At 69.9% G+C, this 20,518-nt stretch carries 19 protein-coding genes; all 19 read left to right on the top strand.

Annotated elements, in window-relative coordinates; translation table 11 throughout:
• The first annotated feature begins 18 nt into the window (after positions 1-18).
• The 19 genes from nrtL to ACIQ5Y_RS16945 all read left to right on the top strand — a co-directional run bounded on the left by nrtL (position 19) and on the right by ACIQ5Y_RS16945 (position 20,391).
• Positions 19-1,020, top strand: a complete 1,002-nt coding sequence (gene nrtL / locus ACIQ5Y_RS16855) for an ArgS-related anticodon-binding protein NrtL (RefSeq protein WP_403880404.1) — start codon at positions 19-21, stop codon at positions 1,018-1,020.
• 19 nt (positions 1,021-1,039) lie between these two features.
• Positions 1,040-2,431 (top strand): diaminopimelate decarboxylase, encoded by a 1,392-nt coding sequence (gene lysA, locus ACIQ5Y_RS16860; protein ID WP_403880406.1) that lies wholly within the window; start codon positions 1,040-1,042, stop codon positions 2,429-2,431.
• Between the two features lie 191 nt (positions 2,432-2,622).
• A complete protein-coding gene (locus tag ACIQ5Y_RS16865; RefSeq protein ID WP_403880408.1) occupies positions 2,623-3,915 on the top strand; it encodes a homoserine dehydrogenase in 1,293 nt (430 codons plus the stop codon).
• A gap of 6 nt (positions 3,916-3,921) precedes the next feature.
• Complete coding sequence (gene thrC, locus ACIQ5Y_RS16870) at positions 3,922-4,992, top strand: threonine synthase (RefSeq protein WP_384586217.1); 1,071 nt, start codon at positions 3,922-3,924, stop codon at positions 4,990-4,992.
• Positions 4,993-5,309: 317 nt separating this feature from the next.
• Positions 5,310-6,236, top strand: a complete 927-nt coding sequence (gene thrB, locus ACIQ5Y_RS16875; protein WP_069921954.1) for a homoserine kinase — start codon at positions 5,310-5,312, stop codon at positions 6,234-6,236.
• Positions 6,237-6,658: 422 nt separating this feature from the next.
• Positions 6,659-8,749: a transcription termination factor Rho gene (rho, locus tag ACIQ5Y_RS16880; RefSeq protein WP_403880411.1), complete on the top strand. Its 2,091-nt coding sequence runs from the start codon at positions 6,659-6,661 to the stop codon at positions 8,747-8,749.
• Positions 8,750-9,028: 279 nt separating this feature from the next.
• A complete protein-coding gene (locus tag ACIQ5Y_RS16885) occupies positions 9,029-10,144 on the top strand; it encodes an LCP family protein (protein ID WP_403880413.1) in 1,116 nt (371 codons plus the stop codon).
• A gap of 218 nt (positions 10,145-10,362) precedes the next feature.
• Positions 10,363-10,581: a 50S ribosomal protein L31 gene (gene rpmE / locus ACIQ5Y_RS16890; RefSeq protein WP_007266580.1), complete on the top strand. Its 219-nt coding sequence runs from the start codon at positions 10,363-10,365 to the stop codon at positions 10,579-10,581.
• Between the two features lie 127 nt (positions 10,582-10,708).
• Positions 10,709-11,788, top strand: a complete 1,080-nt coding sequence (gene prfA, locus ACIQ5Y_RS16895) for a peptide chain release factor 1 (RefSeq protein ID WP_384746981.1) — start codon at positions 10,709-10,711, stop codon at positions 11,786-11,788.
• A 67-nt stretch (positions 11,789-11,855) separates the two neighbouring features.
• On the top strand, positions 11,856-12,701 hold the full coding sequence (gene prmC, locus ACIQ5Y_RS16900) for a peptide chain release factor N(5)-glutamine methyltransferase (RefSeq protein WP_403880416.1): 846 nt from the start codon (positions 11,856-11,858) through the stop codon (positions 12,699-12,701).
• Positions 12,702-12,750: 49 nt separating this feature from the next.
• The gene (locus ACIQ5Y_RS16905; RefSeq protein ID WP_403880418.1) at positions 12,751-13,398 is read left to right on the top strand and encodes an L-threonylcarbamoyladenylate synthase; all 648 of its coding nucleotides are present in this window, start codon (positions 12,751-12,753) and stop codon (positions 13,396-13,398) included.
• Positions 13,395-14,024: a protein-tyrosine-phosphatase gene (locus tag ACIQ5Y_RS16910; protein WP_384586231.1), complete on the top strand. Its 630-nt coding sequence runs from the start codon at positions 13,395-13,397 to the stop codon at positions 14,022-14,024. Before ACIQ5Y_RS16905 ends, ACIQ5Y_RS16910 begins: the two co-directional genes overlap by 4 nt.
• Before the next feature lie 218 nt (positions 14,025-14,242).
• Entirely contained in the window at positions 14,243-15,472 is a 1,230-nt protein-coding gene (gene glyA / locus ACIQ5Y_RS16915) for a serine hydroxymethyltransferase (RefSeq protein ID WP_403880420.1), read from the top strand.
• Between the two features lie 116 nt (positions 15,473-15,588).
• On the top strand, positions 15,589-16,923 hold the full coding sequence (locus ACIQ5Y_RS16920) for an MraY family glycosyltransferase (protein WP_403880422.1): 1,335 nt from the start codon (positions 15,589-15,591) through the stop codon (positions 16,921-16,923).
• Between the two features lie 275 nt (positions 16,924-17,198).
• The gene (locus ACIQ5Y_RS16925) at positions 17,199-17,636 is read left to right on the top strand and encodes a hypothetical protein (RefSeq protein ID WP_403880424.1); all 438 of its coding nucleotides are present in this window, start codon (positions 17,199-17,201) and stop codon (positions 17,634-17,636) included.
• A gap of 210 nt (positions 17,637-17,846) precedes the next feature.
• Positions 17,847-18,686: a F0F1 ATP synthase subunit A gene (gene atpB, locus ACIQ5Y_RS16930; RefSeq protein WP_403880634.1), complete on the top strand. Its 840-nt coding sequence runs from the start codon at positions 17,847-17,849 to the stop codon at positions 18,684-18,686.
• Positions 18,687-18,762: 76 nt separating this feature from the next.
• Entirely contained in the window at positions 18,763-18,996 is a 234-nt protein-coding gene (gene atpE, locus ACIQ5Y_RS16935; RefSeq protein ID WP_030857147.1) for an ATP synthase F0 subunit C, read from the top strand.
• Between the two features lie 43 nt (positions 18,997-19,039).
• Positions 19,040-19,579: a F0F1 ATP synthase subunit B gene (locus ACIQ5Y_RS16940; RefSeq protein ID WP_403880426.1), complete on the top strand. Its 540-nt coding sequence runs from the start codon at positions 19,040-19,042 to the stop codon at positions 19,577-19,579.
• Positions 19,576-20,391, top strand: coding sequence for a F0F1 ATP synthase subunit delta (locus tag ACIQ5Y_RS16945; RefSeq protein ID WP_403880428.1), 816 nt, complete (start codon positions 19,576-19,578; stop codon positions 20,389-20,391). The genes ACIQ5Y_RS16940 and ACIQ5Y_RS16945 overlap by 4 nt, the downstream gene beginning before the upstream one ends.
• Positions 20,392-20,518 lie beyond the last annotated feature (127 nt).

Raw genomic sequence — 20,518 nt, forward strand, 5'->3', positions numbered from 1 at the left:
CTCGCCTAGGCTGGTCCCGTGACCCCCGCTGACCTCTCCCGTTGCGTCGTACGTGCCGTGCGCCGCGCCGTCGAGGACGGGGAGCTGCCGGCCGAGGCCGTCGTGCCCGAGCGGGTCGTCGTCGAGCGGACCCGGCCCGGCGGGGTGGGGGACTACGCCACACCCGTCGCCTTTCAGGTCGCCAAGGGTGCCGGTCGCCCGCCACGAGGTGTGGCGGACGTGCTGGCGCGGCGGCTCGGTGATGAGCCGGGGATCGGGTCCGTCGAGGTCACCGGGGCCGGGTTTCTGAACTTCGTACTGCCTGCGGTTTCCGCTTCTTCCGTGATTCGGGACGTGCGGGGACGGGCGGCCCTTCTCGCCGACGGTGAGGGGGAGGGCGAGGGTGAGGGAGAGGGCCGGGGCGGGCTGCGTCAGACGGCCGTGCGGCGCAGTGTGCTGCGGCTCCTGCGGGCCCAGGGTGACCGCGGGTGCGAGCTGCCCGGGCTCGGTGACCTTTCCGTTGCGCCGCTCGCGAAGCGGGACTCCGACGTCGTCGCCCGGTACGGGGCCGATGCCGCCGCCTGGGGCATGCTCGCCGTGCCCGCCCGGGAGACCCCCCAGTTCGACGATCGTCTGCTCGCTCAGGGCGAAGACAGCGAGCTCTTCCGCGTGCGGTACGCGTACGCCAGGTGCCGCGCGCTGCGGCGCAATGCCGAGCAGCTCGGGTTCCGGGGCGAGGCCGGGGATGTTGGCGATGTTCGTGATGTTCGTGAGGTTGACGCCTCCGCGCTGATTCGGGTCCTCGCCGACTTCCCCCTCGTACTCGAAGCCGCCGCGCACCACCGTGCGCCCGAGCGGCTCGCCAGATACCTCGTCGAGACGGCCGACGCGCTGCTCGACTTCCAGCACTGCGTACTGCCCAAGGGCGACGAGAAACCCTTGGCCGCCCACCGCGCCCGGCTGGCTCTTGCCGAAGCCGCCGGGACGGTGCTGGCCGGCGGCCTGGCCCTGCTTGGCATCGACGCACCCGAACGCCTGTGATCCGTGAAATGAGAGACCGATGAGCCGTTCCGCGCACCCCGCCGGACCCCGTCACGCCGATGTGCTGCCCGAGGGGCACTACTCCCCCCCGCCGTCCGATCTCAATGCCCTCGACGAGAAGGTCTGGGCCCGGACCGTCACGCGTAACAGTGATGGTGTGGTCAGTGTTGGGGGTATTGAAGTCACCAAGCTCGCCGAGGAGTTCGGGACTCCCGCGTATTTCCTTGACGAAGAGGACTTCCGGGCCCGCTGCCGGGCGTGGGCGCACGCCTTCGGCAAGGACGCCGACGTGTTCTACGCCGGGAAGGCGTTCCTCTCCAAGGCCATCGTGAAGTGGCTGCGGGAGGAGGGGCTGAACGTCGATGTGTGTTCCGGTGGGGAGCTGGCCACTGCGCTGGCCGCCGGGATGCCCGGACAGCAGATCGCGTTCCACGGGAACAACAAGTCGGAGAGCGAGATCCGCCGGGCCGTCGAGGCCGGCGTCGGGCGCATCGTGCTCGACTCCTTCCAGGAGATCGCCCGCGTCGCGCACATCGCCCGTGAGATGGGCGTGCGCCAGCCCGTGCAGATCCGCGTGACGGTGGGTGTGGAAGCGCATACCCACGAGTTCATCGCGACCGCGCACGAGGACCAGAAGTTCGGGATCGCGGTGGCCGACGGGAGCGCCGCCGAGGCGGTGCGGCGGGCGCTCGGCCACGAGTCGCTGGAGCTGCTCGGTGTGCACTCGCACATCGGCTCGCAGATCTTCGACATGGCCGGCTTCGAGGTGTCGGCGAAGCGCGTGGTGCAGCTGCTGGCCGCCGTGCGGGACGAGCACGGCGTGGAGCTGCCGGAGATCGACCTCGGGGGCGGGCTGGGGATCGCCTACACGTCCGAGGACGACCCGCGCGAGCCCCACGAGATCGCCAAGGCGCTGACCGAGATCGTCGCCCGGGAGTGCGAGAGCGCCGGGCTGAAGGCGCCGAGGATCTCCGTCGAGCCCGGACGGGCGATCGTTGGGCCGACCGCCTTCACCCTGTACGAGGTCGGGACGATCAAGCCGTTGGAGGGGCTCCGGACCTATGTGAGTGTCGATGGAGGGATGTCCGACAACATCCGGACGGCCCTCTACGACGCCGAGTACTCCATCGCACTCGTGTCCCGCACCTCGGACGCCGAGCCCATGCTCGTCCGCGTCGTCGGCAAGCACTGCGAGAGCGGCGACATCGTCGTGAAGGACGCCTTCCTGCCCGCCGATCTCGCCCCCGGTGACCTCCTCGCGGTGCCGGCCACCGGCGCCTACTGCAGGTCCATGGCCAGCAATTACAACCACGCGCTGCGGCCGCCCGTCGTCGCCGTGCGCGACGGTCAGGCCCGGGTGATCGTCCGGCGCGAGACGGAGGAAGATCTCCTGCGACTCGACCTCGGGTGATTCCGTTATTTCTGGGGGAGGGCCTCCGAACCCCGAAATAATGGCCTCAGGAGTCTCAAGGGGTGTCTCACTCATTGGACCGAGGGTGGAAACTGCTGTCCATTGCGTGAGACTTGTTCTCACCCCGCGTTCTCACCCCGCGCGCAAGCCGCGCGCGGGGTACTGATGGAAGATCGAAAGGCGTAGGTCGAATGATGCGTACGCGTCCGCTGAAGGTGGCGCTGCTGGGCTGTGGAGTGGTCGGCTCGGAAGTTGCCCGCATCATGACGACGCACGCCGACGATCTGACGGCCAGGATCGGCGCGCCCGTCGAGCTCGCCGGCGTCGCGGTGCGTCGTCCGTCCAAGGTGCGCGAGGGCATCGACCCGGCGCTCGTCACCACCGATGCGACCGCGCTGCTCAAACGCGGCGACATCGACGTGGCCATCGAGGTCATCGGCGGCATCGAGCCGGCCCGGACGCTGATCACCACCGCGTTCGAGAACGGCATCTCCGTCGTCTCCGCCAACAAGGCGCTGCTCGCGCAGGACGGTGCCGCGCTGCACGCCGCCGCCGAGACCGCCGGGCTGGACCTGTACTACGAGGCCGCCGTCGCCGGCGCGATCCCGCTGGTCCGGCCGATGCGCGAGTCCCTCGCGGGCGACAAGATCAACCGCGTGATGGGCATCGTCAACGGGACGACGAACTTCATCCTCGACAAGATGGACTCGACCGGCGCCGGCTACCAGGAGGCGCTCGACGAGGCCACGGCCCTCGGGTACGCCGAGGCCGACCCCACCGCCGACGTCGAGGGCTACGACGCCGCCGCCAAGGCCGCGATCCTGGCCGGCATCGCCTTCCACACCCGCGTCCGTCTCGACGACGTCTACCGTGAGGGCATGACCGAGGTCAGCGCCGCCGACTTCGCCTCCGCGAAGCGGATGGGCTGCACGATCAAACTGCTGGCCATCCTGGAGCGGGCCGCCGACGGCGAGTCCGTCACCGCGCGCGTGCACCCCGCGATGATCCCGCTCACCCACCCGCTCGCCTCCGTCCGCGAGGCGTACAACGCGGTCTTCGTCGAGGCGGAGGCCGCCGGGCGGCTCATGTTCTACGGGCCCGGCGCGGGCGGTGCTCCGACCGCGTCCGCGGTCCTCGGCGACCTCGTCGCCGTCTGCCGCAACAAGCTCGCCGAGGCAACGGGGCCGGGCGAGTCGGCGTACACCCAGCTGCCGGTCAGCCCCATGGGGGATGTCGTCACCCGCTACCACATCAGCCTCGATGTGGCGGACAAGCCGGGCGTGCTCGCCCAGGTGGCGACCACCTTCGCGGAGCACGGGGTCTCCATCGACACCGTGCGGCAGCAGGGCAAGGACGGCGAGGCCTCCCTCGTCGTCGTCACTCACCGCGCGCCCGACGCCGCCCTTTCCGGGACCGTCGAGGCGCTGCGGAAGCTGGACACCGTCCGCGGTGTCGCCAGCATCATGCGTGTTGAAGGGGAGTAAGGACCCATGAGCAGCAATCGCACCCACCAGTGGCGCGGCATCATCGAGGAGTACCGGGACCGCCTGCCGGTGACGGACACGACTCCCGTGGTCACGCTCCGCGAGGGTGGCACTCCTCTCGTCCCCGCTCAGGTGCTCTCCGAGCGCACCGGCTGCGAGGTGCACCTCAAGGTCGAGGGCGCGAACCCGACCGGGTCCTTCAAGGACCGCGGTATGACGATGGCCATCACCAAGGCCAAGGAGGACGGCGCGAAGGCCGTCATCTGCGCCTCCACCGGCAACACCTCGGCCTCCGCCGCCGCGTACGCGGTGCGTGCCGGGATGGTCTCCGCGGTGCTCGTGCCCCGCGGCAAGATCGCGCTGGGCAAGATGGGCCAGGCCCTCGTGCACGGCGCGAAGATCCTCCAGGTGGACGGCAATTTCGACGACTGCCTCGACCTGGCCCGCTCGCTGTCCGACAACTACCCGGTGGCGCTGGTCAATTCGGTCAACCCGGTGCGTATCGAGGGCCAGAAGACCGCCGCGTTCGAGATCGTCGACGCGCTCGGTGACGCGCCCGACATCCACGTGCTGCCCGTCGGCAACGCCGGCAACATCACCGCGTACTGGAAGGGCTTCAAGGAGTACAAGGCCGATGGCCTGGCCTCCCGTACGCCCCGTGTGTGGGGTTTCCAGGCTTCCGGTTCCGCGCCGATCGTGCGCGGCGAGGTCGTCAAGGAGCCGCACACCATCGCCACCGCGATCCGCATCGGCAACCCGGCCTCGTGGGACTACGCGCTGGCCGCGCGCGACGAGTCGGGCGGCTTCATCGACGAGGTGACGGACCGCCAGATCCTGGCCGCCTACCGGCTGTTGGCCGCCCAGGAGGGCGTCTTCGTCGAGCCCGCCTCGGCCGCCTCCGTGGCGGGTCTGCTCAAGGCCGCCGAGCTGGGTCTGGTCGACCCGGGCCAGAAGATCGTGTGCACCGTCACCGGCAACGGCCTGAAGGACCCCGACTGGGCGATCGCCGGCGCTCCGCAGCCGGTCACCGTTCCGGTTGATGCCGAGGCCGCCGCGATCAGGCTCGGCCTGATCTGACGTCGGAGCCGGTTCCGGAGGGCCGTGAAGGCCCTCCGGAACTCGGCAACTCACCCCGCACGGCCGTAAAACGGCCGTCGAGGCCGGTCCTGGACCGGTCAGAGCGGTCGAAGGGTGCGACACGCATCGTGCGCCTCCTGTGCGCCCTATGTCGCGAGGGAACCTTCCTTCGATACGCTGTACTTACATCCGCCACCGCGCATATGACCGTGGTGCTGCCCCGAGGGCCTTCGGGTGTCGTACGTTCTCAAGTACATTTCGCAGCGAGCCAGCGAAGAGCGAAGTTCTCGCACAGTCACAAGGAGTGTCATCGGACGATGGCCGGTCCAGCGTTCCGCGCCGCCGCCGTACGGGTGCGCGTCCCCGCCAGCAGTGCCAATCTCGGCCCGGGCTTCGATGCCCTCGGCCTGGCCCTGGGGCTCTACGACGACGTAGTCGTCCGGGTGGCCGACTCCGGCCTGAACATCGACATCGCGGGTGAGGGTGCCGACACCCTCCCGCGGGACGAGAGCCACCTGCTCGTACGCTCCATGCGCACCGCCTTCGACCTGCTGGGCGGACAGCCGCGCGGCCTCGAGGTCGTCTGCGCCAACCGCATCCCGCACGGCCGCGGCCTCGGCTCCTCCTCCGCCGCCATCTGCGCCGGCATCGTCGCCGCCCGCGCCGTGACCATAGGCGGCGAGGCCAAGCTCGACGACGCGGCTCTGCTCGAGCTCGCCACCGAGATCGAGGGCCACCCCGACAACGTCGCCGCCTGTCTGCTCGGCGGCTTCACCCTGGCGTGGATGGACGGGGGCAGCGCCAAGGCGATCCGGATGGACCCCGCCGATTCCATCGTTCCGGTGGTCTTCGTACCTTCCAAGCCGGTCCTCACGGAGACCGCGCGCGGCCTGCTGCCGCGCACCGTCCCGCACGTGGACGCGGCCGTCAACGCGGGCCGCGCGGGTCTGCTCGTGGAAGCCCTGACCAGGCGTCCCGAGTTCCTGCTGCCGGCCACCGAAGACCGGCTCCACCAGGAGTACCGGTCCCCGGCGATGCCCGAGAGCGTGGCACTCGTCAACCGACTGCGGGCGGACGGCATCCCCGCGGTCATCTCCGGCGCGGGCCCCACGGTCCTCGCGCTGGTCGACAACGACGCGGCCGACAAGGTCGCGCAGCTCGCGGGCGAGGGGTGGGCCGCGAACCGGCTCGCGCTCGACGCCGCGGGTGCGAGCGTGCTTCCGCTGGGTACCCAGGGCGGCTAGGACAGATCAGAGCCGGCCAGGGGCGGGCGGTCAGGGCAGGCCGCCCGCGCGGAAGCAGCGCGATTGCCGGTGATCGAGAGGGGGAATATCTGTTGGATCCGGTAGTGTTAGTCTCAAGTGCGCATCGGAAGCCGCCATGGCTCGGTGCTCAGTGTCCCCATCCGGGACCACCTTTCTTCCGGGAGCCTCCCCGACTGCTTTGATCACTTCCAGCAGTTTCGAGCACGCTCCGGAATCGGCGTGACATTCCCACGCTTTCAGCTCGGGGGCTTCTCGCCGGTACCACGCACCCACGTTTCTCTCCGCCGTATCTCTACCGGCGGACCACCGCCCCGGCACGGTCCACACCTAGACCGTTGTCGGACAGCACAACCGGTCGCCGAGCCAGACAGGCCGACGTCCGCTCCAGGGAAGGACCCTTCGTGAGCGACACCACCGATCTGATGGGCGCTGCCGACACCTCTGTCGACACCAGTGCTCCCGCCGCGGGCGCCGCGCCCAAGCGTCGCCGCACCGGCACCGGCCTTGACGGCATGGTCCTCGCAGAGCTCCAGCAGGTCGCGTCCGGCCTCGGTATCAGGGGCACCGCGCGGATGCGCAAGAGCCAGCTGATCGAGGTCATCAAGGAGGCGCAGGCGGGTGGCGGCGCCCCCAAGGCCGCGGCCTCCGCCGCCGCCGGCGACACCGCCGAGGCCAAGCCGAAGCGCCGCGCCACCAGCAAGGCCCGCACGGGCGAGGCCGCCGCCGAGGCGCCCGCCGAGAAGCCCGCCGCCGCTCCGGCGCAGATCGAGATCCCGGGTCAGCCCGCCAGCGATGACGCGCCGGCCGGTGAGCGTCGCCGCCGTCGGGCCACCGCCCCGTCCGGCAGCCCGGAAGGCTCGGCTCCCGCCACCGTCGTACAGGTCGAGCAGAAGACCGAGACGGCTCCGGCTCCGCAGACGGACGTCAAGGCCGAGACCGCCACCGCGGTCTCCGCCCCGGCCCAGGACGGCGAGGGCCGCGGCCGTCGCGACCGTCGGGACCGCGGGGACCGCGCCGAGCGCGGCGACCGTCAGAGCCGCCGCGAGCGCGGTGCCAAGGCCGACGAGCAGGGCCAGGGCGGTCAGGGTCAGGGTCAGGGCGCGCAGGGCGGCCAGGGTGGCCGTCAGGACCGCGCCGAGCGCGGCGACCGCCAGCAGCAGGGCGGCCGCGGCCAGGGCCAGGGCCAGGGCCAGCAGGGCCGTCAGGACCGCCAGGGTCCGCAGGACAACGGGCCGCAGGACGACTTCGACGACGAGGGCGGCCGTCGTGGCCGTCGCGGCCGCTACCGCGACCGCCGTGGCCGTCGTGGCCGCGACGAGTTCGCGCCGAACGAGCCGCAGGTCGCCGACGACGACGTGCTGATCCCCGTCGCGGGCATCCTCGACATCCTCGACAACTACGCGTTCATCCGGACCTCGGGCTACCTGCCCGGCCCCAACGACGTGTACGTCTCCCTCGCCCAGGTCCGCAAGGCGGGCCTGCGCAAGGGCGACCACACCACCGGTGCCGTGCGTCAGCCCAAGGACGGCGAGCGCCGCGAGAAGTTCAACGCCCTCGTGCGCCTGGACTCCGTCAACGGCATGGCTCCCGAATCCGGGCGCGGCCGGCCGGAGTTCCAGAAGCTGACCCCGCTCTACCCGCAGGACCGGCTCCGTCTGGAGACCGACCCGGGCGTGCTGACGACCCGCATCATCGACCTCGTGTCGCCGATCGGTAAGGGCCAGCGCGGTCTGATCGTGGCCCCGCCGAAGACCGGCAAGACCATGATCATGCAGGCGATCGCCAACGCGATCACCACGAACAACCCCGAGTGCCACCTGATGGTCGTCCTGGTCGACGAGCGTCCGGAAGAGGTCACCGACATGCAGCGGTCGGTCAAGGGCGAGGTCATCTCCTCGACCTTCGACCGCCCGGCCGAGGACCACACCACCGTCGCCGAGCTGGCCATCGAGCGCGCCAAGCGTCTCGTCGAGCTGGGTCACGACGTGGTCGTCCTGCTGGACTCGATCACCCGTCTGGGCCGCGCGTACAACCTCGCGGCGCCCGCCTCCGGCCGCATCCTGTCCGGTGGTGTCGACTCGACCGCGCTGTACCCGCCGAAGCGCTTCTTCGGTGCCGCGCGCAACATCGAGGACGGCGGCTCGCTGACCATCCTGGCCACCGCGCTGGTCGACACCGGCTCGCGCATGGACGAGGTGATCTTCGAGGAGTTCAAGGGCACCGGCAACATGGAGCTCAAGCTCGACCGGAAGCTCGCCGACAAGCGCATCTTCCCGGCCGTCGACGTCGACCCGTCGGGCACCCGCAAGGAGGAGATCCTCCTCAACGCGGAGGAGCTCGCCATCGTCTGGAAGCTGCGCCGGGTGCTGCACGCGCTCGACTCGCAGCAGGCGATCGAACTGCTCCTCGACAAGATGAAGCAGACGAAGTCGAACGCCGAGTTCCTGATGCAGATCGCGAAGACGACCCCGTCGGGCAAGAACGACGACTGAGTCGCCTCCACCTGAACACGGCCGCCCCCGTCGCACGCGCGACGGGGGCGGCCGTGTTCGTACGGTGCGACCTTCGCCACACGGCGGCCCCGGCTGAAGTCGGGGCCGCCGTGCCGCGTCCGGGCGCGAAACCGCAGGTGAGGGTGGGGTTACGGACTGTTTGTCGTGGCACGTGCCCTGAGGCTGCCGGTCCGGGGCCCGGGCGGCCGTGGAACCCTGCCGGACGCTCGTCCGTCTGTGTCAAGGGACGGGGGACCGCGATTCAGGACTGAGGAGAGCATGAGCCAGGACAGCAACGGCGTCGCCGGCCACCGTGCCGCGGGCCGGGGACGCCGCCGCAAACCCGCGACGCGCCGCAGGGGCCTGGTCATAGCCGCCTGGAGTGCGGCCGGTGTGGTCCTGCTGGGCGGGGCGGGCCTCGGCTGGTTCTACTTCAAGCTGAACGGCAACCTGAAGACCGTCGACATCGACCAGGCGCTGGGCACCGACCGCCCGCAGAACATCGACAACGGCTCGATGGACATCCTCGTCCTCGGCTCCGACTCCCGCGGCGGAGCGAACTCCGAGTACGGCCAGGACGACGGCGGCTCCGCCCGCTCCGACACCGCGATGATCGTCCACCTGTACGAGGGCCACAAGAAGGCCAGCGTCGTCTCCATACCCCGCGACACGATGGTCGCCCGCCCCTCCTGCGTCACGCCCAAGGGCAAGACCATCGCCGCCAGCCAGCGCACGCAGTTCAACGAGGTGTACACGCTCGGCGGGGCGGCCTGCGTGGTCAAGACCGTCGAGACGATGTCGGGGATCCGCATGGACCACTACATCGAGGTCGACTTCACGGGCTTCAAGAACATCATCGACAACCTCGGTGGCGTCGAGATCACCACGAACAAGCCGATCAAGGACCACGGGAGCCATCTCGACCTCCCGGCCGGCCCCAACAAGCTGAACGGGGAGCAGGCCCTCGGCCTCGTCCGTACCCGCAAGACCGTGGGCGACGGCAGTGACCTCGGCCGAATACAGCTCCAGCAGGCGTTCATGAAGGCCTTGATCAAGCAGGTCAAGGGCATCGGCCTGTTCGACAACCCCAAGCGGCTGATGGACCTGGCCGACACCGCCACGAAGGCGCTCACCACCGACAAGTCCCTCGGCGACGTGAAGTCCCTCATGGGTTTCGCCCAGAGCCTTCAGGGCATCGACGCCCGCGATCTCCAGATGATCACCCTGCCGGTGACGGCGGACTCCCGCGACCCCGACCGCGTGGCCCCGCTCACCAAGGAGTCCAAGATGCTCTGGGACGCGCTCCGCGCCGAGCAGCCCATCCCCGCAGAGGCCACCGCGAACTCGATGGGCGACAAGGGCACGGCCGGCGGGATCGTCCAGCAGAGCCCGTGAGCCCGCGCCGGCCACCGGGCCGGCCGGGCCAGCGAAAGCCCTGGCCGGAGGGGATCCGGGGCCCCGCGGAATAGATGCCGGCCCCCCTCCGTTGAGGGATGCGTCCTCAGAATTTTGACAGGCAGCCCGGTCCTGGCAGACTGGTCTGTCGGCCCCGGTTCACGCAGTGCGCAATTCGGCTCCTGCGACCCGGCGCCCTCCCGAATCTAGGAGACACCTTGAAGCGCGATGTTCACCCCGAGTACGTCGAGACCCAGGTCAGCTGCACCTGTGGCGCGTCGTTCACCACCCGTAGCACCCTGACCGAGGGCACCATCCGTGCCGAGGTCTGCTCCGAGTGCCACCCGTTCTACACGGGCAAGCAGAAGATCCTCGACACCGGTGGCCGTGTGGCCCGCTTCGAGGCCCGCTTCGGCAAGGGTGCGGCCAAGAAGTAGCGCGACCCAGGCGCCGGTACCCGGTCGCTCCCTGTCCATGCGGGGGCGGCTGGACCGGCGCCTTTGTCGTCGTCCCGGTCCGTAATCACCTGCACCCCTTTCGTACTTTTACCCCAGGAGTCTCCCGATGTTCGAGGCGGTCGAGGAACTGGTCGGCGAACACGCCGACCTCGAGAAGAAGCTCGCCGACCCTTCGGTGCACTCGGATCAGGCCAACGCGCGCAAGCTGAACAAGCGCTACGCGGAGCTGACCCCGATCATCGCGACCTTCCGGGCCTGGAAGCAGTCGGCCGAGGACATCGAGACGGCCAAGGAGTTCGCGGCCGACGACCCGGACTTCGCCGCCGAGGTCAAGGAGCTGAGCGCGCAGCGCGAGGAGCTCACCGAGAAGCTCCGCCTCCTGCTGGTCCCGCGCGACCCCAGCGACGACAAGGACGTGCTCCTCGAGGTCAAGGCGGGCGCGGGCGGCGACGAGTCGGCGCTGTTCGCCGGCGACCTGCTGCGCATGTACCTGCGCTACGCCGAGCGCGTGGGCTGGAAGACCGAGATCATCGACGCCACCGAGTCCGAGCTCGGCGGCTACAAGGACGTCCAGGTCTCCGTCCGCACCAAGGGCGGCAACGGCGCCACCGAGCCCGGCCAGGGCGTGTGGGCCCGCCTGAAGTACGAGGGCGGCGTGCACCGCGTCCAGCGCGTTCCGGCCACCGAGTCCCAGGGCCGCATCCACACCTCCGCCGCCGGCGTGCTCGTCACCCCGGAGGCCGAGGAGGTCGAGGTCGAGATCAACGCGAACGACCTGCGCATCGACGTGTACCGCTCCTCCGGCCCCGGCGGCCAGTCCGTCAACACCACCGACTCGGCCGTGCGCATCACGCACATCCCGACCGGTGTGGTCGCCTCCTGCCAGAACGAGAAGAGCCAGCTCCAGAACAAGGAGCAGGCCATGCGCATCCTGCGTTCGCGCCTGCTGGCCGCCGCCCAGGAGGCCGCCGAGCAGGAGGCCTCCGACGTGCGCCGCAGCCAGGTGCGCTCCGTGGACCGTTCCGAGAAGATCCGTACGTACAACTTCCCGGAGAACCGGATCTCGGACCACCGCACCGGATTCAAGGCGTACAACTTGGACCAGGTGCTCGACGGCGACCTCGACTCGGTCATCCAGGCCTGCGTCGACGCCGACTCCGCCGCCAAGCTCGCAGCCGCCCAGTAAGCGGCAGCGCAGTACCGCGGTAACCACCCGTACCACCCCCCGTACGACAGCAGCCCGGAGGACCAGCGTGAACTTGCTGCTTGCCGAGGTGGCCCAGGCCACCCAGCGGCTGGCCGCCGCCGGCGTGCCCTCACCGCGTTTCGACGCGGAGGAGCTCGCGGCCTTCGTGCACGGCGTCAAACGGGGGGAACTGCACCTGGTCAAGGACGCGGACTTCGACGCCCGCTACTGGGAGGCCGTCGCCCGCCGCGAGGCGCGCGAGCCGCTCCAGCACATCACCGGCCGGGCCTTCTTCCGGTACCTGGAGCTCCAGGTCGGACCCGGGGTCTTCGTGCCCCGGCCCGAGACCGAGTCGGTCGTGGACTGGGCCATACACGCCGTCCGCGCGATGGACGTCGTCGAGCCGATGATCGTCGACCTGTGCACCGGCTCGGGCGCGATCGCGCTGGCCATGGCGCAGGAGGTGCCCCGCTCGCGGGTGCACGCGGTCGAGCTGTCCGAGGACGCGCTGCGGTGGACCCGCAAGAACGCCGAGGGCTCCCGGGTCACCGTCCACCAGGGCGACGCGCTCAGCGCGCTGCCCGAGCTGGACGGGCAGGTGGACCTGGTCATCTCCAACCCGCCGTACATCCCGCTCACCGAGTGGGAGTACGTCGCCCCCGAGGCCCGCGACCACGACCCCGAGATGGCCCTCTTCTCCGGCGAGGACGGGCTCGACACCATCCGCGGCATCGAGCGCACCGCGCACCGGCTGCTGCGGCCCGGCGGCATCGTCGTCATCGAACACGCCGACACCCAGGGCGGCCAGGTCCCCTGGATCTTCGCCGACGAGCGGGGCTGGGCCGACGCCGCGGACCACCCCGACCTGAACAACCGCCCGCGTTTCGCGACCGCCCGCAAGGCCATGCCGTGATGGGCGCGATCCTTCCTGTCACCCCCCTGCTGCTTGAGGAGGCCCGCTGATGGCCCGGCGATACGACTGCAACGACGCGACGGACCGCAAGACGGGCCTGCGTGAAGCCGCATCCGCCGTGCGCCGCGGCGAGCTCGTCGTGCTGCCCACCGACACCCTGTACGGGATCGGCGCGGATGCCTTCAGCCCGGAGGCCGTCCACGACCTCCTCGCCGCCAAGGGCCGCGGCCGCGGCATGCCCACCCCGGTGCTCATCGGCTCCCCGAACACCCTCCACGGCCTGGTCACGGACTTCTCCGAGCAGGCGTGGGAGCTCGTCGACGCCTTCTGGCCGGGCGCGCTGACGCTCGTCGCCAAGCACCAGCCGTCGCTGGCGTGGGACCTGGGGGACACCCACGGAACCGTCGCCGTGCGCATGCCGCTGCACCCCGTCGCGATCGAGCTGCTGACCGAGGTCGGCCCGATGGCCGTCTCCTCGGCGAACATCTCCGGCCAGCCGGCGCCCGAGGACTGCGACGCCGCGCGCGCGATGCTCGGGGACTCCGTGTCCGTGTACCTGGACGGCGGTCCGACGCCCGGCATCGAGCCGTCGTCGATCGTCGACGTCACGGGGAAGGTTCCCGTGCTGCTGCGGGCCGGTGCGCTCACCGCCGAGCAGCTGCGGGAGGTCGTACCCGACCTCGAGGTCGCCCCGTGAGCCCTGAGGGGCGTGGCATAGCGAAGGACTCGTTCCGCATACTCCACGTCAGCACCGGCAACGTGTGCCGCTCGCCGATCACCGAGCGGCTGACGCGGCACGCCCTGTCGCACCGGCTGGGCGGGCTCGTCACAGGGGACCTCATCGTGGAGAGCGCCGGTACGTGGGGCCACGAGGGCGCCCCGATGGAGGCGAACGCGGCCGCGGTGCTGGCCGACTTCGGGGCGGACGCGTCCGGTTTCACCGGGCGGGAGCTGCTGGACGAGCACGTGATCCGGGCCGACCTGGTGCTGACCGCCACGCGGGACCACCGGGCTCAGGTCATCTCGATGGGGCACTCGGCGGGGCTGCGGACCTTCACGCTGAAGGAGTTCACCCGCCTGGTGCGCGCCATAGACCCGGCCACGCTGCCGCCGCTGGACGACGGGATGGCGGAGCGGGCGCGGGCCCTCGTACGGGCCGCGGCCGCGCTGCGGGGGTGGCTGCTGGCCCCCTCCCCGGACGCGGACGAGGTGTACGACCCGTACGGGGCGCCGATCACCTTCTTCCGGTCGATCGGCGATGAGATCAACCAGGCGTTGGAGCCGGTCGTCACCGCCCTGACGGGTGTGCCGGCTTCTCGCTGAACGTCGGCGTCGTGGGCGCGGGTGGGCCGCTGCGCGGAGCCGTCCCCGCCCCGCCCTTTCTCCGTTTCCCGGGGCGCCGCCCCGGACCCCGCGCCTCAAACGCCGGCGGGGCTGAAGGTGGGGCTCCGCCCCGGTGAAGCTGATTCGGGGTCAAAGGGGGCATATCGTTACTCGTGGGCCTACAGTGGCTGGTACCCGGTAGCCCCTGGAGTCGCGCCATGAGCGTCATCACCCAGCCCACTGACCTCCTGCGGCAGCAGGATCCGCAGATGGCGGACGTACTCGCGGGGGAGCGGCAGCGGCAGGGCACCACCTTGCAGATGATCGCCGCCGAGAACTTCACCTCCGGTGCGGTGCTCGCCGCACTCGGGTCCGCCCTGGCCAACAAGTACGCCGAGGGATATCCCGGCGCCCGGCACCACGGTGGGTGCGAGTACGCCGATCTGGCCGAGCGGGTCGCCATCGAGCGGGCCACCGCGCTGTTCGGGGCCGAGCACGCCAACGTACAGCCGCATTCGGGCTCTTCCGCCGTGCTGGCCGCCTACGCGGCGCTGCTGCGGCCCGGGGACACCGTGCTGGCGATGGGGCTCCCGTACGGGGGGCACCTCACCCACGGCTCGCCCGCGAACTTCTCGGGCCGCTGGTTCGACTTCGTCGGCTACGGGGTCGACGCCGAGACGGGGCTCATCGACTACCGGCAGGTCCAGGAACTGGCCCGTGCGCACCGGCCCAAGGCCATCGTGTGCGGTTCCATCTCCTATCCCCGGCATCCGGAGTACTCGGCGTTCCGGGAGATCGCCGACGAGGTGGGGGCGTATCTGATCGCGGACGCGGCGCATCCGATCGGGCTGGTGGCCGGCGGGGCCGCGCCCAGCCCCGTCCCGTACGCCGACATCGTGTGCGCGACCACGCACAAGGTGCTGCGCGGCCCGCGGGGCGGGATGATCCTGTGCGGCTCCGAGTTCGCCGAGCGCGTCGACCGCGCGGTGTTCCCCTTCACGCAGGGCGGCGCCCAGATGCACACCATCGCCGCGAAGGCCGTCGCGTTCGGGGAGGCGGCCACGCCCGCCTTCACCACCTACGCCCACCGGGTCGTCGCCAACGCCCGGGTGCTCGCGCAGGCGCTGGAGGAGCGCGGGTTGGCGATCACCACCGGCGGCACCGACACGCACCTGATCACCGCCGACCCGGCCCCGCTGGGTCTGGACGGCCCGACCGCCCGGGGCCTGCTGGCCGCCGCGGGGATCGTGCTCGACACCTGCGCCCTCCCGTACGGGGACCAGCGCGGGATCCGGCTCGGCACGGCGGCCGTCACCACCCAGGGGATGGGGGAGGCCCAGATGGTCGAGATCGCAGGTCTCTTCGCCCGCGCACTGCGCGGGGACGGAGCGAAGACCCGTACGGAGGTCGGCGATCTCACGGGGGAATTTCCTCCTTACGGGGAGTAATAGGGGCAAGCGGGGCGTACTGCAACCGGGATACGGGCCCCTCGCGTCCTCGGTGGAGGGGACATCGCAGCTAATGTGTGGGGCTGAGATGGCCGGCGATACATCTGGGGCAGCCAGTGCGTGAATATCTGCTGACGCTTTGCGTCACGGTCGCGGTGACCTACCTGCTGACCGGGCCCGTGCGGAAGTTCGCGATCGCGGCCGGGGCCATGCCGGAGATCCGCGCCCGCGACGTGCACCGCGAGCCCACCCCGCGGCTGGGCGGCATCGCCATGTTCGGCGGACTGTGCGCGGGGCTGCTCGTCGCCGACCACCTGCGCAACCTCAACGGCGTCTTCGAGCTGTCGAACGAACCGCGCGCACTGCTCTCCGGAGCGGCCCTGATCTGGCTGGTCGGCGTCCTCGACGACAAGTTCGAGCTCGACGCCCTGATCAAGCTCGGCGCGCAGATGATCTCCGCCGGCGTGATGGTCATGCAGGGTCTGACCATCCTGTGGATCCCCGTCCCGGGCATCGGCACGGTCCCGCTCACGCAGTGGCAGGGCAACCTGCTCACCGTCGCGCTCGTCGTGATCACCATCAACGCCGTGAACTTCGTGGACGGCCTCGACGGCCTGGCCGCGGGCATGGTCTGCATCGCGGCCGCCGCGCTGTTCCTCTACGCCTACCGGATCTGGTTCGGCTACGGCATCGAGTCGGCCGCCCCCGCGACCCTCTTCGCCGCCATCCTGATGGGCATGTGCCTGGGCTTCCTGCCGCACAACATGCACCCCGCGCGCATCTTCATGGGCGACTCCGGCTCGATGCTCATCGGCCTGGTGCTGGCCGCCTCGGCGATCTCCCTGACCGGCCAGGTGGACCCGGACGCGCTCGCCCTCTTCGCGGGTGGTGAGCGCAACGCGACGCACGCGATGCTCCCCGCCTACATCCCGCTGATCCTGCCGCTGACCGTCATCGCCATCCCGATGGCCGACCTGGTCCTGGCCATCGTGCGGCGCACCTGGAAGGGCCAGTCGCCCTTCGCCGCCGACCGCGGACACCTGCACCACCGGCTGCTGGAACTCGGGCATTCGCACAGCCGCGCTGTGCTCATCATGTACTTCTGGTCAGGGCTCATCGCCTTCGGCGCGGTGGCCTATTCGGTGCATTCCACGTCGATGTGGATCGTGCTCGCCATCGCCGCGTTGAGCGCCGTCGGCCTGATCCTGCTGCTCCTGCCGCGCTTCACCCCGCGCGCCCCGCGCTGGGCGGAGGGTCTTGTTCCGCCGCGTTACCGGCATGCCGCGCGGGCCGCCGAAGCGGCGGCGGAGGCGGCCCTCCAGGACGTCTCGGGCGCCGAGCCGGCGCCCGTCCGACCGGTCGCGGCGGGTGTGTCCGGCGTCAACGGGGCGACCGCCGTGGGCCCCCGTTCGCGCTTCCCCGACCGGCGTAAGGCTGAATCGGCGCGCTGACGACGGCAGGTACATGTCCGACATGAACGCCCTTTAGCACACAAGACGGTTGCCTGTCGCGCACACACGCGCAGGGTCCCTCTCATGTGTGACAGTCAGCACACCCACCAGGTAAAGCTCTCATCAAATAGTTTGTGATACCGTTCACTAAACCCGGCGACAGAGCCGAAGGACCGTAGTGCGACGGTCCATTGGCCCGAGGACATCACTCGGACCGGGCTTACGCTCGTCCCGTACGAGTCCCGTGCCCCCACCACCACGCGGAGCAAACCGCCATGCGGTCAAATGACGTCCGATCCCTCCTGCAAGCCGCTGTACCCACGGCTGTCGCCGGCGCTGTTGCCGCCGCGATCAGTGCCGTCGTGGTCGGCGGCAAGGGGGCGCTCGGCGCTGTCATCGCGACGCTGCTGGTGATCCTGTTCATGGGCATCGGATTCGTCGTTCTGCAGCGCACGGCGAAATCACTTCCGCATCTCTTCCAGGCCATGGGGCTCATGCTCTACGCGGCCCAGATCCTGCTGCTCTTCGTCTTTCTCGCCGCGTTCAAGAACACCACTCTGTTCAATCCCAAGGCGTTCGCGATCACGCTCGTGGCCACCACCCTCGTGTGGATCGGCGCACAGACCCGTGCTCACATGAAGGCCAAGATCCTTTACGTGGAACCGGACTCGACGCCGGGCGACAAGCCCGGAAATTCGGGGCCGAAGACGTGAAGGGTAGGGCCGGGATAAGTGCGCGTTCGAGATCCTGCTATCGTCCGGTGCCATATGCGGCACTGCGGGCGCGGGCACCTGAGCTGACGCCTGTTCCATCGCGAGGCTCGATGCCTGACTGCCGCCCCACCATCCGTAACACCAGTCCAGTGCCGAACCGCGGCTGCTCGCCGCGCCGACACAACGAGGTTGCCGTACCTATGCGCCACGCTGAAGGAGCCCGCGGTGAGTGCTGACCCGACGCAGGTTCTCGCCTTCGAGACCGACTGTCACATCTTCGACGGATGTGGCTTCCCCGGCCCGGGCCTGCACTCGTTCATCTTCGAACCGCTGTGGGGCGAACGCGGCCTGACGAGCCCGTACTTCAACAAGCCGATGCTGCTGGCCCTCCTGGGCTCCATCATCATCGTGGGCTTCTTCTGGGCCGCCTTCGGCAAGCCGAAGGTCGTCCCCGGCAAGCTCCAGATGATCGGTGAGGCCGGCTACGACTTCGTGCGCCGCGGCATCGTCTACGAGACGCTGGGCAAGAAGGAGGGCGAGAAGTACGTCCCCTTCATGGTCTCGCTGTTCTTCTTCGTGTGGATCCTGAACGTCTGGTCGATCGTCCCCGTGGCCCAGTTCCCGGTGACCGCGATCATCGCGTACCCGGCCATCCTCGCCGCGATCGTGTACTTCATCTGGATGTCGGTGACGTTCAAGCGCCACGGCTTCGTCGGCGGCTTCAAGAACCTGACCGGCTACGACAAGTCGCTCGGCCCGGTCCTCCCGCTGGTCATGGTCATCGAGTTCTTCTCGAACGTCCTGGTGCGCCCGTTCACCCACGCGGTCCGACTCTTCGCGAACATGTTCGCCGGTCACACCCTGCTGCTGCTCTTCACGATCGCCAGCTGGTACCTGCTGAACGGCATCGGCATCGCCTACGCGGGTGTCTCGTTCGTGATGGTGATCGTGATGACCGCCTTCGAGCTCTTCATCCAGGCTGTCCAGGCGTACGTCTTCGTCCTCCTGGCCTGCAGCTTCATCCAGGGCGCGCTCGCCGAGCACCACTGAGTCGGCCCCACTCCCAACCCCCTGTCGTCCGGTGGCCAACCCCCACCGGATCCGTGAAAGAGAAGGAAGAACTGGCATGTCCCAGATCCTCGCCGCCGCCGAAGGCGTCACCGGTTCCCTCAGCTCCGTTGGTTACGGCCTCGCGGCCATCGGCCCCGGCGTCGGCGTCGGCATCATCTTCGGTAACGGCACCCAGGCCCTCGCCCGCCAGCCCGAGGCCGCCGGTCTGATCCGCGCCAACCAGATCCTCGGCTTCGCCTTCTGTGAGGCGCTCGCCCTCATCGGTCTGGTCATGCCGTTCGTCTACTAAGACGAGCTGCACCCACTAGTCCGATTAGACGAAAGGCATTGATGTGAACCTCCTGGTTCTCGCGGCCGAGACGGAAAACCCTCTCTACCCGCCGATCCCCGAGCTCGTCATCGGTCTGATCGCCTTCGTCATCGTCTTCGGTTTCCTCGCGAAGAAGCTCCTCCCGAACATCAACAAGGTTCTGGACGAGCGCCACGCGGCGATCGAGGGCGGTATCGAGAAGGCGGAAGCCGCTCAGACCGAGGCCCAGAGCGTTCTGGAGCAGTACAAGGCCCAGCTCGCCGAAGCCCGGCACGAGGCCGCGCGCCTGCGCCAGGAAGCGCTGGAGCAGGGCACTGCGCTCAAGGAAGAACTGCGCGCAGAGGGCCAGCGGCAGCGTGAGGAGATCATCGCTGCCGGCCACGCCCAGATCGCGGCCGACCGCAAGGCCGCCGCTCAGGCGCTGCGTCAGGACGTCGGCAAGCTTGCCACCGACCTGGCCGGAAAGCTCGTCGGCGAGTCCCTTGAGGACCACGCCCGGCAGAGCCGTACGATCGACCGCTTCCTCAGCGAGCTTGAGGAGAAGGCCGAGGCGGCCCGATGAACGGAGCGAGCCGCGAGGCGCTGGCCTCCGCGCGCGAGCGTCTTGACGCGCTGACGGACAACTCGTCCGTCGACGCGGCGAAGCTCGCCGGTGAGCTGGCAGCCGTCACCGCGCTGCTCGACCGTGAGGTCTCGCTGCGTCGGGTCATCACGGACCCGGCGCAGCCCGGTGAGGCCAAGGCCGAGCTGGTGGGCCGACTGCTGTCCGGCCAGGTGGGCGGGGAAACCCTCGACCTGGTGTCCGGCATGGCGCGGTCCCGCTGGTCGCAGTCGCGTGACCTGGTGGACTCGCTGGAGGAGCTGGCGGCCACCGCCGACCTCACGGCGGCCCAGCAGACCGGCGCGCTCGACGACGTCGAGGACGAGGTGTTCCGCTTCGGGCGGATCGTCTCCTCGAACACCGAGCTGCGTGCCGCGCTGACCGACCGGGCGGCCACCGCCTCCGCCAAGAGCGAGCTGCTGCGCAGCCTGCTCGGCGGCAAGGCGAACGCCGTCACCGAGCGCCTGGTGACGCGTCTCGTCACGCACCCGCGTGGACGTAGCCTGGAAGCGGGACTCGAGTCCCTTTCCACGCTCGCCGCCGAGCGCCGCAACCGCATGGTCGCCACCGTGACCACCGCGGTTCCGCTCAGCGACGTGCAGAAGCAGCGTCTCGGCGCGGTGCTGGCGAAGCTGTACGGCCGCCAGATGCACCTGAACCTCGACGTGGACCCCGCGGTCCTCGGCGGAATCCAGGTGCGAGTCGGTGACGAGGTCATCGACGGCACCATCGCGGAGCGCCTCACCGAGGCGACCCGTCGCATGGCCGGCTGACCAGCCACCAACTAGTACAACGCATTCCTAGCGGCCCGGTTGGGCCGTGCAGAACTTGCAGAAGATTCCTGGGGGTCGCCCCCAGACCCCTAAGAAGCTTCAGGCCCAACAAGGAGAGCAGGGAACC

It is taken from the genome of Streptomyces sp. NPDC096339, assembly GCF_044762985.1.
Classification (GTDB): domain Bacteria; phylum Actinomycetota; class Actinomycetes; order Streptomycetales; family Streptomycetaceae; genus Streptomyces.

Bases quoted from the DNA above. Each gene is read 5' to 3' on its own strand.
- lysA (WP_403880406.1), top strand. From the start codon at position 1,040: ATGAGCCGTTCCGCGCACCCCGCCGGACCCCGTCACGCCGATGTGCTG.
- ACIQ5Y_RS16865 (WP_403880408.1), top strand. From the start codon at position 2,623: ATGATGCGTACGCGTCCGCTGAAGGTGGCGCTGCTGGGCTGTGGAGTG.
- thrC (WP_384586217.1), top strand. From the start codon at position 3,922: ATGAGCAGCAATCGCACCCACCAGTGGCGCGGCATCATCGAGGAGTAC.
- thrB (WP_069921954.1), top strand. From the start codon at position 5,310: ATGGCCGGTCCAGCGTTCCGCGCCGCCGCCGTACGGGTGCGCGTCCCC.
- ACIQ5Y_RS16885 (WP_403880413.1), top strand. From the start codon at position 9,029: ATGAGCCAGGACAGCAACGGCGTCGCCGGCCACCGTGCCGCGGGCCGG.
- prfA (WP_384746981.1), top strand. From the start codon at position 10,709: ATGTTCGAGGCGGTCGAGGAACTGGTCGGCGAACACGCCGACCTCGAG.
- ACIQ5Y_RS16905 (WP_403880418.1), top strand. From the start codon at position 12,751: ATGGCCCGGCGATACGACTGCAACGACGCGACGGACCGCAAGACGGGC.
- glyA (WP_403880420.1), top strand. From the start codon at position 14,243: ATGAGCGTCATCACCCAGCCCACTGACCTCCTGCGGCAGCAGGATCCG.
- ACIQ5Y_RS16925 (WP_403880424.1), top strand. From the start codon at position 17,199: ATGCGGTCAAATGACGTCCGATCCCTCCTGCAAGCCGCTGTACCCACG.
- atpE (WP_030857147.1), top strand. From the start codon at position 18,763: ATGTCCCAGATCCTCGCCGCCGCCGAAGGCGTCACCGGTTCCCTCAGC.
- ACIQ5Y_RS16945 (WP_403880428.1), top strand. From the start codon at position 19,576: ATGAACGGAGCGAGCCGCGAGGCGCTGGCCTCCGCGCGCGAGCGTCTT.